General features: G+C 66.1%; 11 protein-coding genes and 1 other RNA gene. 10 read left to right on the top strand and 2 right to left on the bottom strand.

Features of this window, described 5'->3' with window-relative positions; all coding sequences use genetic code 11:
• Positions 1–76: 76 nt before the first annotated feature.
• Together rnpB and ACFDR6_RS18000 are read right to left on the bottom strand one after the other, a co-directional pair.
• Positions 77–554: RNase P RNA component class A (rnpB, locus tag ACFDR6_RS17995), an RNA gene on the bottom strand.
• Positions 555–632: 78 nt separating this feature from the next.
• Entirely contained in the window at positions 633–1,415 is a 783-nt protein-coding gene (locus ACFDR6_RS18000) for an N-acetylmuramoyl-L-alanine amidase (protein WP_212080601.1), read from the bottom strand.
• Between the two features lie 524 nt (positions 1,416–1,939).
• On the opposite strand from ACFDR6_RS18000, the gene rsmH reads away from it, so the two are divergent.
• The 10 genes from rsmH (at position 1,940) to murC (ending at position 14,801) form a co-directional block, all read left to right on the top strand.
• Positions 1,940–2,929 carry a 16S rRNA (cytosine(1402)-N(4))-methyltransferase RsmH gene (gene rsmH / locus ACFDR6_RS18005; protein WP_375859034.1) on the top strand — a complete coding sequence of 330 codons (990 nt, stop codon included), beginning with the start codon at positions 1,940–1,942 and terminating at the stop codon, positions 2,927–2,929.
• Between the two features lie 3 nt (positions 2,930–2,932).
• Entirely contained in the window at positions 2,933–3,325 is a 393-nt protein-coding gene (ftsL, locus tag ACFDR6_RS18010) for a cell division protein FtsL (RefSeq protein WP_375859035.1), read from the top strand.
• Entirely contained in the window at positions 3,322–5,064 is a 1,743-nt protein-coding gene (locus ACFDR6_RS18015) for a peptidoglycan D,D-transpeptidase FtsI family protein (RefSeq protein ID WP_375859036.1), read from the top strand. The genes ftsL and ACFDR6_RS18015 overlap by 4 nt, the downstream gene beginning before the upstream one ends.
• A gap of 80 nt (positions 5,065–5,144) precedes the next feature.
• Positions 5,145–6,602 carry a UDP-N-acetylmuramoyl-L-alanyl-D-glutamate--2,6-diaminopimelate ligase gene (locus ACFDR6_RS18020; protein WP_375859037.1) on the top strand — a complete coding sequence of 486 codons (1,458 nt, stop codon included), beginning with the start codon at positions 5,145–5,147 and terminating at the stop codon, positions 6,600–6,602.
• Complete coding sequence (locus ACFDR6_RS18025) at positions 6,599–7,978, top strand: UDP-N-acetylmuramoyl-tripeptide--D-alanyl-D-alanine ligase (protein ID WP_375859038.1); 1,380 nt, start codon at positions 6,599–6,601, stop codon at positions 7,976–7,978. The genes ACFDR6_RS18020 and ACFDR6_RS18025 overlap by 4 nt, the downstream gene beginning before the upstream one ends.
• Before the next feature lie 180 nt (positions 7,979–8,158).
• Complete coding sequence (mraY, locus tag ACFDR6_RS18030) at positions 8,159–9,262, top strand: phospho-N-acetylmuramoyl-pentapeptide-transferase (protein WP_014492955.1); 1,104 nt, start codon at positions 8,159–8,161, stop codon at positions 9,260–9,262.
• Positions 9,263–9,269: 7 nt separating this feature from the next.
• Positions 9,270–10,667 (top strand): UDP-N-acetylmuramoyl-L-alanine--D-glutamate ligase, encoded by a 1,398-nt coding sequence (gene murD, locus ACFDR6_RS18035; protein ID WP_375859039.1) that lies wholly within the window; start codon positions 9,270–9,272, stop codon positions 10,665–10,667.
• A 238-nt stretch (positions 10,668–10,905) separates the two neighbouring features.
• Positions 10,906–12,057 carry a putative lipid II flippase FtsW gene (ftsW, locus tag ACFDR6_RS18040; RefSeq protein WP_317242532.1) on the top strand — a complete coding sequence of 384 codons (1,152 nt, stop codon included), beginning with the start codon at positions 10,906–10,908 and terminating at the stop codon, positions 12,055–12,057.
• Between the two features lie 116 nt (positions 12,058–12,173).
• Complete coding sequence (gene murG / locus ACFDR6_RS18045; protein ID WP_317242533.1) at positions 12,174–13,274, top strand: undecaprenyldiphospho-muramoylpentapeptide beta-N-acetylglucosaminyltransferase; 1,101 nt, start codon at positions 12,174–12,176, stop codon at positions 13,272–13,274.
• A gap of 123 nt (positions 13,275–13,397) precedes the next feature.
• Entirely contained in the window at positions 13,398–14,801 is a 1,404-nt protein-coding gene (gene murC, locus ACFDR6_RS18050; RefSeq protein ID WP_375859040.1) for a UDP-N-acetylmuramate--L-alanine ligase, read from the top strand.
• Positions 14,802–14,804: the final 3 nt, after the last annotated feature.

Below are 14,804 nucleotides of genomic sequence, written 5' to 3' on the forward strand. Positions count from 1 at the left end.
ACGACCGGTTGAATGACTGCGCTGGGCTCAAATGGTGAGGGGTCCGATGCGGTGAGCATCGAACCCCTCGTTGCAAGATATCAGCCGGCCTGTAAGCCGGGTTCTGTAGGGCACCGTCCGCTTGCGCGAACGATACGTGACGGCCATTCCTCTGGGACCATGTTTGCACGTGGCCTCGAGCAACCTACCCGGACGGCGGGCCTGACATCGCCCCGCGGCGTTATCGCTTGCGCGATCGGCCCGCATTTGCCGTCCCTATTCGGTTTTGCTCCCGGTGGGGTTTGCCATGCCGGCTCCGTTGCCGGAGCCGCGGTGCGCTCTTACCGCACCTTTTCACCCTTACCTGCCTACGCAGCTTGCGCTGCTACGGCACGGCAGGCCCGAGGGCTTGTCGCGCCGAAGCCCAAAGGGCGAGGCGGGCGGTTCGTTCTCTGTGGCACTTTCCCTGGGGTCACCCCCGCCGGACGTTATCCGGCACCGCATGTCAAGGGAGCCCGGACTTTCCTCCCCGGCGGCCTTTCGGCGCTTGCCGGAGCGGCCGTCCGGCCGACTGACCGACAACGCATGGGGCATTTGTGACGGTTCCGTCAAGCCGGGATCGCCTTGGGCGAGGTGCGGCGTGGTTAGCGCCGTCACTTCGATGCGACGGTCGTTCCCTCCGCCGGCAGGCTCGCCAGCAGCGCCTGCAAGGTCGCCAGCGTCGAATGGTCCGCGACACCATCCAGCCGCGCCGGGCGGAAATGGCGCTGGAAGGCCGTAACGACTTCCATGGTCGCGGCGTCGTATTTGCCGGTCAGCGGCACACCGTAGCCGTATCTGGCGAGCGCCTGCTGCATGCTCAGCACTTCGTCGCTGATGGTGCCGAGCATCAAAGTCTCGCCTCGCACGATCGGGGCAGGCGTTACCCAATGACCGACGCCGGAATTGGCCAGCGAGTGCCACGGAAACTTTTCGCCGGGGTCTTTCTTGCGCGCGGGTGAGACGTCGGAATGGCCGAGCACCCGGTGGGCCGACACCTTGCGGCGGAGCATGATGCCGCGGCACAGCGCGATCACGGCGGCGATCTGGCGAAGCGGAAACTCGGGATAGCCCCAGTCGTGGCCGCGATTGACGATCTCGATGCCGATCGAGCAGGAATTGATGTCGTCCTCGCCGGCCCAGGACGAGACGCCGGCGTGCCAGGCGCGCCTGGTCTCCTGCACGCATTGTACTATGCGGCCGTCCTCCAGCACGACGTAATGCGCCGAGACGTCGGTGCCGGCCGTGCAGAGCCGGGCCAGCGCACCCTCGACATCGGGCATGCCGGTGTAGTGCAGCACGATCATGTCGGGCTGCCGGCCCTTGTTGCGCTCGCCATGGTTCGGCGACGGGATGATGTCGGAGACGATCGAGGAGTCAGGCTCGAACGTCCGCATGTTCGCCGCGGCCTTGGGAACCGGGAGAACGCGTTGGCGCTTCGAATCAGATCCAGACGGTGTGGACGAACCGGACGGCGGCATAGACAAACCAGGTCGCGAGAGAATGGGCCAAGCCCTTCTCTTTACTATTCCTTTACCGCCCACCGCGCGCAATCGCGCGGCGCAGTTAACGGCTGCATTTTGGCGCATGTGTGTGGATGAAGCATCACCGCCGCTGCACCTTTTCGTCTTGTAACGAGCCGATCAACGCTTTCTTAACGCTAAGGGCCGTTACTGAGGGATGAAGAGCCGACCCGTGCCCGGAGGCGGCAAAGCGCATTTTGGCTCGAAATCCCATGGCTGCCCGACAAATTGCACTGGCAACACTGGGGTTGCAGCCCGGGACGACCGGGTTCGGTAACCATGCTGGACTGGGGCTTTGTCGTGGAACCGCCGCGACGCGGAATGATTCGAGGCGCTATGGGCTTGTTCGTCCCCGATCTCGCTTGGACGTCAGGCTGGACTTTCGGCCGGCGTGGCGCATGAGCTCGGTTCCGCACATTCCCGTTCTTGGCCGTGAGGCTATCGCCCATCTCGCCCCGCGCGAAGGCGGCATCTATGTCGACGCCACTTTTGGCGCCGGCGGCTACAGCCGTGCGATCCTGGAGGTGCCGGGAACCCGGCTCATCGCCATTGACCGCGACCACACTGCGATCACGGGCGGCGCTGAACTGGTCGAACGATCGGCAGGCCGGCTCACGCTGGTCGAGGACCGCTTCTCCAACCTCGCCGAGGTCTGCGCGGCGCAGGGCACCGATGGCGTCGACGGCGTCGTGATGGATGTCGGCGTGTCCTCGATGCAGCTCGACCAGGCAGCCCGCGGCTTCTCTTTCCGCCTCGACGGTCCGCTCGACATGCGGATGGGGCAGGCCGGGCCGACTGCGGCCGACGTGGTGGCCCGTGCCTCGGAAGGCGATCTCGCCGACATCATCTATCTGTTCGGTGAGGAGCGGCATTCGCGCCGCGTCGCCCGCGCCATCGTCGCGGACCGCCAGGAGACCCCGTTCACGACAACGCGTGCGCTCGCCGATCTCATCGGCAGGGTCATACGCTCGAAGCCCGGAGATATTCATCCGGCGACGCGGACGTTTCAGGCGCTGCGCATCTTCGTCAACGAAGAGCTCGAAGAACTCCAGACCGCGCTTGCTGCAGCCGAGCGCGTGCTCAAGCCGGGAGGCCGCCTCGTCGTTGTCTCGTTCCATTCGCTGGAAGACCGCATCGTCAAGAACTTCCTCTCCGAGCGTTCGAAGACCGGCGGCGGTTCGCGGCATCTGCCGGAGGTGGCGCAAGTTCCGCCGAGCTTCCAGCTGCTGACCCGGCGACCCGTCGTCGCCGGTGAGGACGAAGTCGCGCATAATCCGCGCGCGCGCTCCGCAAAACTGCGCGCAGCCGAGCGCACCTCCGCGCCGGCGCAGGACGATGGCGAGCCATCGTCCTGGCCCAGGCTCTCCGACGTGATGAGGGGCGGCTAGCGCATGCGCATCATCCACCTCCTCGTCATAGGCGCGCTGATCTTCGCCGCGGCCTATGTTTACCGGATCAAGATGGACTCCACGGCGCGCGTCGAGAAGGTGCTGCGGCTGCATGCGGAGATCCGCGAGCAGCGCGATGCGATCGCGTCGCTGCGTTCCGAATGGGCCAAGCTCGATGCGCCCCACCGGCTGCAGGGCCTGTCCGACCGGCATCTGCAGCTCAAGCCGGTCAACGGCACGCAGTATGATTCGCTGAAGAATCTGCCGGAGCGTCCGCCGCGAATGTTCAGGCCGGGCGAGCCCGATCCGATCGGAGCCATGCTCAATACCATCGAAGCCGCGAGCGATCCCGACAATGTGACGGGCTCCGTGTCTCAGCCCGAGGACAAGCAATGAGCGCTGCGCTCCCGGTCAAAGCCACAGAACCCTGGCGGCAGCGGCTGATCCGCAGCCTGCTCTACGGGCGCAATGTCGATCGCGCCGCGAAGGCGCGTGCACGCGTCGGCCTCGCGATGCTCGCCTTCGCTTCGGTCTATGCCGTGATCGGCGGCCGGCTCGTGATGTTTGCGATCGGCGCCGATGCCCACGGCGCGCGCCGCGCTGCGGCGCAGGAGGTGGTCGCGACCGCGCGGCCCGATATCGTCGACCGCAACGGCGCGATCCTTGCGACCGACGTCAAGGCGTCGAGCCTGTTCGGCGAGCCGCGCCGCATCATCGACAAGGACGAAGCGATCGAGCTCCTGACCGCGACCATTCCCGACCTCGACGAGGCCGAGGTGCGCGAGCGCCTGAAGACGCGCAAGGGCTTCGTCTGGCTCAAGCGCGAGGTCACGCCGTCGCAGCAGCAGGCCGTCCACAAGCTCGGCATTCCCGGCATCGGCTTCCTGCGCGAGAACAAGCGCGTCTATCCGACCGGCAACGAGGTCGCCCATCTCATCGGGCTCGTCAACATCGACAACCAGGGCATCGCCGGCCTGGAGAAGTGGCTCGACAATCAGGGGCTCGCCGATCTGCACCGCGCCGGCTTTGCCACCGACCGGCTGCAAAAGCCGATCGAGCTCGCGGTCGATCTGCGTGTCGAGCACGCGCTGCGCGACGAACTGCTGAAGGCGAAGGATAAATTCCACGCCAAGGCCGCCTCCGGTCTCGTCTCCAACGTCAAGACCGGCGAGATCGTGGCGATGGTCTCGCTTCCCGACTTCGATCCCAACAATCCGAAGGAAGCGCACGACCCAGATCGCATCAACCGCCTGACCACCGGCGTCTACGAGATGGGCTCGACCTTCAAGGCGTTCACGCTGGCGATGGGACTCGATTCCGGCAAGATCAATCTGAACTCGATGTGGGACGCGCGCGGAAACCTGCACTACGGCAAGTTCACCATTCACGACAGCCATCCGCTCGGGCGCTTCATCAACACCAAGGAAGTGTTCACCTACTCGTCCAACATCGGCGCGGCCCGGATCGCGCTCAATCAGGGCGTCGAGGCGCACAAGGCGTTTCTCTCCAAGATGGGCCAGATGACGCGCCTGCGCACGGAATTGCCGGAGAGCGCGGCGCCGCTGCTCCCGCGGCGCTGGAGCGAGCTGAACACGGTCACCGCCGCGTTCGGCCAGGGTCTTTCGGTGGCACCACTGCAGGCGGTGATGGGCATCAACGCGCTGGTGAACGGCGGCTATCTGATTCCGCCGACCTTCATGAAGCGCAGCGAAGCGGAAGCTGCGGAGCTGGCCAAGCGCGTCATCAAGCCGGAGACCAGCGACAAGATGCGGTTCCTGATGCGGCTCAATGCCGAAGTTGGTTCGGCGAGAAAAGCAGATGTCAAAGGCTACTACGTCGGCGGCAAGACCGGCACGTCCGAGAAGGTCGTCAACGGGCGCTATGCCAAGAAGCGCGTGCTCAACTCCTTCACCGCCATCCTGCCTTGCGACGATCCCAAATATCACGTCCTGATCATGCTGGATGAGCCGCAGGCGCTGCCCGAAACGCATGGTTTCATCACCTCGGGCTGGAACACGGTGCCGACCGGCGGCAAGGTGATCGAGCGGATCGCGCCGCTGCTGGGCATCGAGCCGCGGTTCGATTTGCCGCCTGCGGAACGCCTTATTCTTGCAGCATCCAGGACAACCCAGTAATCAACGGGTGGGCCATCGCCGCTGCTGAGTCGGGCTTTTCCCCGGGTCGGCTTACGGCGGGGCATGTCGACTGGAAGACCATGAAGCTCTCCGACCTGCTAGGCAATGACGCCGCGATCGAGCCTGCTGTCGCGGCGCTCGATGTGAGCGGCCTTGCGCTCGACAGCCGCGTGGTCAAGCCGGGCGACCTCTTCTTCGCGCTCGCGGGCAGCAAGACCGACGGCGCGCGCTTCATCGATGCCGCGATCGCCGCAGGCGCGGTGGCCGTCGTCGGCGACCATGCGCCTGACGGCAGCAAAGTGCCGTTCGTCACAGTGGCCAATCCGCGCCGCGCGCTGGCGCGGGCCGCGGCCAGGTTTTTTCCCGCCCAACCCGCGACCATCGCCGCCGTGACCGGCACCAGCGGCAAGACCTCGGTCGCAGCCTTCACCCGCCAGATCTGGGAGCGGCTGGGACACGTCTCCGCCAGCATCGGCACCATCGGCCTCGTCTCGTCAAGGCGCACGGTTTATGGCTCGCTGACCACGCCGGACCCGATCGCGCTGCACCGGCAGATCGACGAGATCGCGCGCGAGGGCGTCACGCATCTCGCCTTCGAAGCGTCCTCGCACGGGCTCGACCAATACCGGCTCGACGGTGTGCGCGTTTCTGCCGCCGGCTTCACCAATCTCTCCCGCGACCACATGGATTATCATCCGACAGTCGCGCATTATCTTGCCGCGAAGCTCAGGCTGTTCCGCGAACTGGTCGCCCCTGACGGCGCGGCGGTGATCTCGGCCGATCATGACTGCTCGGCGGAAGTCATCGACGCAGCGAACGCGCGAGGCCTGCGCGTGATGGCGGTCGGTCGCAACGGCGACGGGGCAGGCGAGGGCATCCGTCTCACCGAAGCCGTGGTCGAAGGTTTCTCGCAAAGGCTTACGGTCGCACATCGGGGCAAGGGCTATGCGATCCGGCTGCCGCTGGTCGGCGAATTCCAGATCGAGAACGCGCTGGTGTCCGCGGGGCTTGCGATCGGCACCGGCAGCGATGCGGCCGATGTGTTCGCGAGCCTGGAGCACCTCGAGGGCGCCAAAGGCCGGCTCGAACGCGTCGGCGAGCGCAATGGCGCGCCGATCTTCGTCGACTACGCGCACAAGCCCGACGCGCTGGCGAAGGCGCTGCAGGCGCTGCGTCCCTATGCCAAGCGTCGGCTGGTCGTCGTGTTCGGCGCCGGCGGCGATCGCGATGCCGGCAAGCGGCCGATCATGGGCGAGATCGCGGCGGAGAACGCCGACGACGTCATCGTCACGGACGACAATCCGCGCAGCGAGAAACCGGAAGCGATCCGTGCGGCGATCCTCGCCACGGCGAAGGGCGCCCGCGAAATCGGCGACCGTGCCGTCGCGATCCGCGCGGCGATCGAGAACTTGCAGGAGGGCGATGCACTGCTCATCGCCGGCAAGGGACATGAGACCGGGCAGATCGTCGGCGGCCAAGTGCTGCCCTTCAGTGATCACGAGGCGGTCGCCGCCGCATTAGCGTCGAGGGTTGCATGAGCGCGCCGATATGGACGGTTGCCGAGGTGGCGCGTGCGCTGGGCGTTGCCGGATCGTTCCCGAACACGCCGATCGACTTCGTCACCCAGGACAGCCGCCTGGTGAAACCGGGCAGCCTGTTCGTCGCGCTGAGCGGCACGCCGAGCGGCGGCTTCGTCTCGGCCTTTGCCAGCGCGCGCGACGGCTGGGAGTTCGCGGACAAGGCGGAAGCTTCCGGCGCGGTCGCGATGATCGTACCGCACGAGATCGCGGGCAGCCGCATTCCCCAGATCGTGGTGAAGGACACGCTGATCGACGGCCTCTGGAGCCTCGCGCGCACCGCACGCGCGCGTTTCAAGGGGCCGGTGATCGGGCTCACCGGCAGCGCCGGCAAGACCAGCACCAAGGAATTTCTGGCGGCTTATCCGAACGCCTATGCGAGCCCGTCGAGCTTCAACAATTTCTGGGGTGTGCCGCTGACGCTGTGCAACGCCAGGCCCGACGCCAGCCTCTGGGTCGTCGAGATGGGCATGAACCAGAAAGGCGAGATCGCGCGGCTCAGCGAGCTGACGCGGCCGACGGTGGCGCTGGTCGTCAACGTCCAGCCGGTGCATCTGGAAAAGCTCGGCTCGCTCGACGCGATCAGGCGCGAGAAGGTGTCGATCGCGCTTGGCCTGCCCGAGGACGGGGTGCTGGTGCTGCCCGCGGGGCTCAAGGCGTCGGAATGGAAGGGCAAGGTGGTGCGCTTCGGCGAGCATGCCGAGGTGCATGAGGTCGCGCATGCGCCGCATGGCGAGAGCTGGCAGGTCGTGGCCATGATCGGCAAGAAGGAGATCGCCTTCAGCCTGACGCCGGGCGCGCCGCACCGCGTGCAGAATGCGCTGGCCGCGCTCGCCGCGGCCCGTGCGGCCAATCTCGACGCGGCGACGCTCGCGATCAAGCTCGACCGGGTCGGCATCATGACCGGCCGAGGCGTCGAGCAGGCGGTCGGCGGTATCACGGTGATCGACGACAGTTTCAACGGCAATCCGGCCAGCGTTACTGCCGCGCTGCAAAGCCTGCAGGCGCGCAACGTGACCGGCGGCCGCCGCGTTGCGGTGCTCGGCGACATGCTGGAGCTGGGCGACGATGCGCCCGATTATCACACCGCCCTCGCCAAGCATCTCGACGGTATTGACGCCGTCTACTGCGTCGGCCCCCTGATGCGTCACCTCTACGAGGTGCTGCCATCAGGCAAGGGCCTCGGCTGGCACGACGATCCCGCCACGCTGAAGCCGGGCGAGGTCGCAAATCTGCTGAAGGCGGGCGATGTCGTGGTTGTCAAGGGCAGCAAGAAGATGTTCTGGGTCAACAAGTTTGTGCCCGGCCTGGTGGCCGCCTTGCAGGCAAAGGCGTAAACTGCTTGGAAGGCGCTGTTTCCGAATCTCAACCCTTTGCGGCGCGAGGCCGTCCGGTTTCCCCAGAGGTCGCCCGACCCGTGATGAAGACCAGCGAATGCGCGTGAGACGCGTTGAGGCCAAGGTCACTGCCAAGATCAAGGCCAAAACCGCGTGCATAGGCGCCATAGGACCGACTGAATGTTTTACTGGCTGATCGAGCTCTCCAACACTTTTCCGGGCTTCGGTGCCGTTCGCACCTTCCTGAACGTCTTCCGCTACATCACCTTCCGCACCGGCGGCGCCGTCGTCACCGGCGCGCTGTTCGTGTTCCTGTTCGGACCCTGGATCATCGATCATCTGCGCATCCGCCAGGGCAAGGGCCAGCCGATCCGGACCGACGGTCCGCAATCGCATCTCGCCAAGAAGGGCACGCCCACCATGGGCGGGCTGATGATCCTGTCCGGCCTCACCGTCGGCACCGTGCTGTGGGCCAATCCACTCAACCCCTATGTCTGGATCGTGCTGGCGGTGACGCTCGGCTTCGGCTTCGTCGGCTTCTATGACGATTACCTCAAGGTGACCAAGCAGACCACGACCGGGTTCGGCAGCAAGCTTCGCCTGCTGATCGAAGCGGCGATCGCGCTGGTGGCGTGCTACGCCCTGGTGCGGCTGAACCGCGATCCCGCCTCGACCGCGCTGACGATTCCATTCCTCAAGGACACGGTGCTGCATTTCGGCTGGTTCTTCGTCGTGTTCGGCGCCTTCGTCATCGTCGGTGCCGGCAATGCGGTGAACCTCACCGACGGTCTCGACGGCCTTGCCATCGTTCCCGTGATGATCGCAACCGCGAGCTTTGCGATGATCGCCTATCTCGCCGGCAACGCGGTGTTCGCCGATTATCTCCAGATCAAATATGTCGCCGGCACCGGCGAGCTCGCGGTGCTCTGCGGCGCGCTCTTGGGCGCCGGCCTCGGCTTCCTCTGGTTCAACGCACCGCCGGCCTCGATCTTCATGGGCGACACCGGCTCGCTCGCCCTCGGCGGCATGCTGGGCGCCATTGCGGTCGCGGTGAAGCACGAGATCGTGCTCGCGGTAATCGGCGGCCTGTTCGTGCTGGAGGCGGTCTCCGTCATCGTCCAGGTGGTGTCGTTCAAGCTCACGGGCAAGCGCATCTTCCGGATGGCGCCGATCCATCACCATTTCGAGCAGCTCGGCTGGACCGAGCCGCAGATCGTGATCCGCTTCTGGATCATCTCGGTGATGTTGGCGCTCGCCGGCCTGTCGACACTGAAGCTGCGGTGATCGCTCGATGATCCCCGTCACGTCCTTTGCCGGCAGAACCGTCGCGGTGTTCGGCCTCGGCGGTTCGGGGCTCGCCTCCTGCCAGGCGCTCAAAGCCGGCGGCGCCGAGGTGATCGCGGCCGACGACAATGCCGAGAACGTCGCCAAGGCGGCGCAGGCCGGTTTCATCACTGCGGATCTGCGCAATGTCTCCTGGGCCAATTTCGCGGCCCTCGTGCTCGCGCCGGGCGTGCCGCTGACCCATCCCGTGCCGCACTGGAGCGTGCTGAAGGCGCGCGAGGCGGGCGTCGAGGTCATCGGCGACATCGAGCTGTTCTGCCGCGAGCGGCGGCGGCATGCGCCGGATGCGCCGTTCGTCGCCATCACCGGCACCAACGGCAAGTCGACGACGACGGCGCTGATCGCGCATTTGACGAAAGTTGCCGGTTACGACACCCAGATGGGCGGCAATATCGGCACCGCGATCCTGTCGCTGGAGCCGCCGCGCATGGGCCGCGTCCACGTCATCGAGATGTCGTCCTACCAGATCGACCTGACGCCTTCGCTCGATCCCTCCGTCGGCATCCTGCTCAATGTCAGCGAGGACCATATCGACCGTCACGGCACCATCGCGCATTACGCCGCGGTGAAGGAGCGCCTCGTCGCCGGCGTGCAAGGTGGCGGCACTGCGGTCGTCGGCGTCGATGACGGCTTTTGCCGCGACATCGCCGACCGGCTCGACCGCGCCGGCAAGAACGTGGTGCGCATCTCGGTCAAGAATCCGCTGGCTTCAGGCATCCATGTCGAGCACGGCACCATCGTGCGCACGGCGGGCGGCGCCCGCAGCGAGATCGCCGCGCTCGGCGGCATCGGCTCGCTGCGCGGCCAGCACAACGCGCAGAACGCCGCCTGCGCCGCCGCCGCGACGCTCGCGATGGGCGTCAGCTTAGAGGTGCTGCAGAACGGCCTGCGCAGCTTTCCGGGCCTTGCGCACCGCATGGAACAGGTCGGCCGCCGCGGCAACGTGCTGTTCGTTAACGATTCCAAGGGCACCAACGCGGACGCCACCGCGCATGCGCTGTCATCCTTCTCGGATATTTTCTGGATCGCCGGCGGCAAGCCCAAGGCGGGCGGCATCACTGGCCTCACCGGCTACTTCCCGCGCATCCGAAAAGCGTATCTGATCGGCGAGGCCGCGCAGGAGTTTTCGGGAACGCTGGGCACAGTCCCGCACGAGATCAGCCAGACGCTGGACGTCGCGGTCGAGCACGCCGCGCGCGATGCGGAAGCCTCGGGCCTGCAAGATGCGGTCGTGCTGCTGTCACCCGCCTGCGCCTCCTTCGACCAATATCGTAATTTCGAAATCCGCGGCACCAAGTTCCGCGATCTGGTGCAGGCGCTGCCGGGCGTGAAGCCGGTGGTGTGAGGGCACGCATCTTCACAACCTCCGCTGTCGTCGCCCGGCTTGACCGGGCGACCCAGTATTCCAGAGACGGTGCTTGAGCCGAGCGGCCGCGGTGTACTGGATGCCCCGGTCAAGCCGGGGCATGACACCGTATTTAGCGCGGCAGCGGGGATCATCTCGAAACATCCCCGTTTCCTTAACCCCCCGGTAACCAACCTCGGCGACCAATGGGGCGACCTCTGTCCGAAAGCGGCCGCCCATGCTCTCCCGTGAAGAACGCACCCCCTTTTCCGAGTGGTGGTGGACCGTCGACAAGCCGCTGATGGGCGCCATCCTGGCGCTGATGCTGACCGGGGTGATCCTGTCGCTGGCGGCGAGCCCGCCGGTTGCGACCCGCATCGGGCTCGATCCCTTCCATTTCTTCGGCCGCCACGTGCTGTTCCTGTTGCCGTCCTGCATCGTGCTGCTCGGTGTCTCCTTCCTGTCGCCGCGTGCGATCCGCCGTTCGGCCCTGATCATCTTCGCGGCCAGCATCGTGCTGATTGTGCTCACGCTTGCCTTCGGCCCGGAGGTGAAGGGCTCGCGGCGCTGGATCACGCTGCTCGGCATCAACATCCAGGCCTCCGAAATTGCAAAACCCTCCTTCGTCGTCATCGCCGCCTGGCTGTTCGCGGAATCGACCAAGCGGCCGGAGATGCCTGCGACCTCGATCGCGCTGGTGCTGCTCCTGATGCTGGTCGCGCTGCTGGTGATGGAGCCGGATTTCGGCCAGACCATGCTGATCCTGATGGTGTGGGGCTCGCTGTTCTTCATCGCGGGCATGCGCATGATCTGGGTGTTCGGCCTTGCGGGTCTCGGCGCGGCCGGCCTGTTCAGCGCTTATCTGTTCGTTCCGCACGTCGCGGGCCGCATCAAGCGCTTCATGAACCCGGCCTCCGGCGACACCTTCCAGGTCGATACCGCCATGGAGGCCTTCTACAACGGCGGCTGGTTCGGCCTCGGGCCGGGCGAGGGCATCGCCAAGCGCAGCCTGCCGGACAGCCATACCGACTTCGTGTTCGCCGTTGCCGCCGAGGAGTTCGGCATCATCCTGTGCCTCGCCATGCTGACGCTGTTCGCCTTCGTCGTCATCCGCACGCTGTCGCGCGCCTATGCCAATGAGGACATGTTCTCGCGCTTTGCCGCCTCGGGCCTTGCAATCCTGTTCGGCGTGCAGGCGGCGATCAACATGTCGGTGAACCTGCAGCTTATCCCCGCCAAGGGCATGACGCTGCCCTTCATCTCCTATGGTGGCTCCTCGATCATCTCGCTCGCCTATGGTGTCGGCATGATGCTGGCGCTGACGCGGCTGCGCCCGCGCACCGAGGTCGAGGCGAGCGGCCACGCCGAGGCGATGCGCAGTTACGCGTAAGTCGTCATTGCGAGGAGCGCTTGCGACGAAGCAATCCAGGTTGCCTCCGCGGAGGCAGTCTGGATTGCTTCGCTGCGCTCGCAATGACGGAGGATAGGCTGTAAAACGCCTCTACCATGGACAATTCTCCTCTGATTCTTCTCGCCGCGGGCGGTACCGGCGGCCATCTGTTTCCGGCCGAGGCGCTCGGTGTCGAGCTGATCCGGCGCGGCTATCGCGTCCGCCTCGTCACTGACGAGCGCGCGCTGCGCTATAGCGGGCTGTTCAGCAAGGACATGATCGACGTCGTCAGAAGCGAGACCGCCCGCGGCCGCAATCCGTTTCAGCTCGCCTATGCCGGCCTCACGCTCGCCGCCGGCACGCTCGCGGCCTACGCGCTGATCAAGCGATTGAAGCCGGTCGCCGTCGTCGGCTTCGGCGGTTATCCGACGCTGCCGCCGCTGGTCGCTGCGAAATTCGCCGGCGTGCCCGGCATCATCCACGACGCCAACGCGGTGCTCGGCCGTGCCAACCGGTTCCTGTCGGGCCGCGTGCGCGCCATCGCGACGTCCCTGCCCGGCGTGCTCGACCGCGATCCGGCGCTGTCAGGCAAGACCACGACGGTCGGCACGCCGATGCGGCCCGCGGTTCTCGCAGCCGCCGCCGTGCCATATACCGCGCCCGAGGTGAACGGACCGCTGCGGCTACTCGTGGTCGGCGGCAGCCAGGGCGCGCGCATCATGGCCGACATCGTGCCGGGCGCGATCGAGCGCCTCGAGCCCGCGCTGTGGAGCCGGCTCGTCCTGACCCAGCAGGTGCGCGACGAGGACATGAGCCGCGTCCGCGCGATCTACGACAAGCTCAAGATCAAGGTGGAGCTCGCGCCGTTCTTCACCGATCTCCCGGCGCGGCTTGCTTCCAACCACCTGATCGTGTCGCGCTCCGGCGCCGGCACGGTCGCCGAGCTCGCCGCGATCGGCCGGCCCTCGATCCTGGTGCCGCTGCCGGGCTCGATCGACCAGGATCAGTTCGCCAATGCCGGCGTGCTGGTCGAGGTCGACGGCGCGATTCGTATCCCGCAGACCGAGTTCAGCTCCGACCGGCTGGCGTCCGAGATCTCCGCTTTCGCCGCCGAGCCCGCGCGCCTCGCCGCCATGGCCGAAGCTGCGAAGGGGGCGGGGCGGCTCGATGCCGCCGAGCGGCTGGCCGATCTGGTGGTCAAGGTCGCGGGAATCTGACGCGAAAAAGCCCTTGTCTTCGCCTTCTAAAGCGGGGCATCCAGTAACAAGGCACGCGGCTGATTTGGCCGTGACCTTCGCCAGATACCGCCTGTGCAAGGCGGCGAGGTCGGGGAACAGAGCATGAGACTGCCGCGCGAGATCGGACCCATCCACTTCGTCGGGATCGGCGGGATCGGCATGAGCGGGATCGCCGAGGTGCTGGTCAATCTCGGCTATGCCGTGCAGGGCTCGGATGCGTCCGACAATTACAATCTCGACCGTCTGCGCAAGAAGGGCGCGAAAGTCTCGGTCGGCCACAAGGCCGAGAATGTCGACGGTGCCGAGGTCGTCGTGGTCTCCACCGCGATCAAGCGCGACAATCCGGAGCTGATGGCGGCGCGCGAGCGGCGCATTCCCGTGGTGCGCCGCGCCGAGATGCTCGCCGAACTGATGCGGCTGAAGAGCTGCGTCGCCATCGCCGGCACCCATGGCAAGACCACGACGACCACGATGGTCGCAACGCTGCTCGACGCAGGCGAGCTCGATCCCACCGTCATCAACGGCGGAATCATCAACGCCTACGGCTCCAATGCGCGCTTAGGGGCCGGCGACTGGATGGTGGTCGAAGCCGACGAAAGCGACGGCACGTTCCTGAAGCTGCCGACGGATGTTGCGATCGTCACCAACGTGGACCCTGAACATCTCGATCATTTCAAGACCTTCGAGGCCGTGCAGGACGCCTTCCGTCATTTCGTAGAGAACCTGCCGTTCTACGGCTTTGCCGTGATGTGCATCGATCATCCAGTGGTGCAGAGCCTCGTCGGGAAGATCGAGGACCGCCGCATCATCACCTACGGCGAGAATCCGCAGGCCGATGCGAGGCTGGTCGATCTCACCGCGGGCGGCGGCGGCTCGAAATTCAAGGTCGTGATCCGCGATCGCAAGAGCGGGGCCGTGCACGAGATCGCCGACCTCACGCTGCCGATGCCGGGCCGGCATAACGCCTCGAATGCGACGGCGGCAATTGCGGTCGCGCATGAGCTCGGTGTCTCGGACGAAGCCATCCGCAAGGCGCTGGCCAGCTTCGGCGGGGTCAAGCGTCGCTTCACCAAGACCGGTGAATGGAACGGTATCAGCGTCATCGACGATTACGGCCATCACCCCGTGGAGATCGCGGCGGTGCTCAAAGCGGCGCGCGATTCCTACGACGGCAAGGTCATCGCCGTGGTGCAGCCGCATCGTTTCACCCGCCTGCAATCGCTGTTCGAGGAATTCTGCACCTGTTTCAACGATGCGGATGCGGTTGTGGTCGCTGACGTCTATGCCGCCGGCGAAGCGCCCATCGACGGCATCGACCGCGACCATTTCGTCGAAGGCCTGCGCGCGCACGGGCATCGCGAGGTGATCCCGCTGCCTGGCGCATCGGAGCTCGCGGGCATCGTCAAGGGGCTGGCGAAATCCGGCGATCTCGTCGTGTGCCTTGGCGCCGGCAACATCACGCAATGGGCGTACGCCCTGCCGGATCAGTTGAAGGCGCTGGGGTAGGGT

Source organism: Bradyrhizobium tunisiense, assembly GCF_042263385.1.
GTDB lineage: Bacteria > Pseudomonadota > Alphaproteobacteria > Rhizobiales > Xanthobacteraceae > Bradyrhizobium > Bradyrhizobium tunisiense.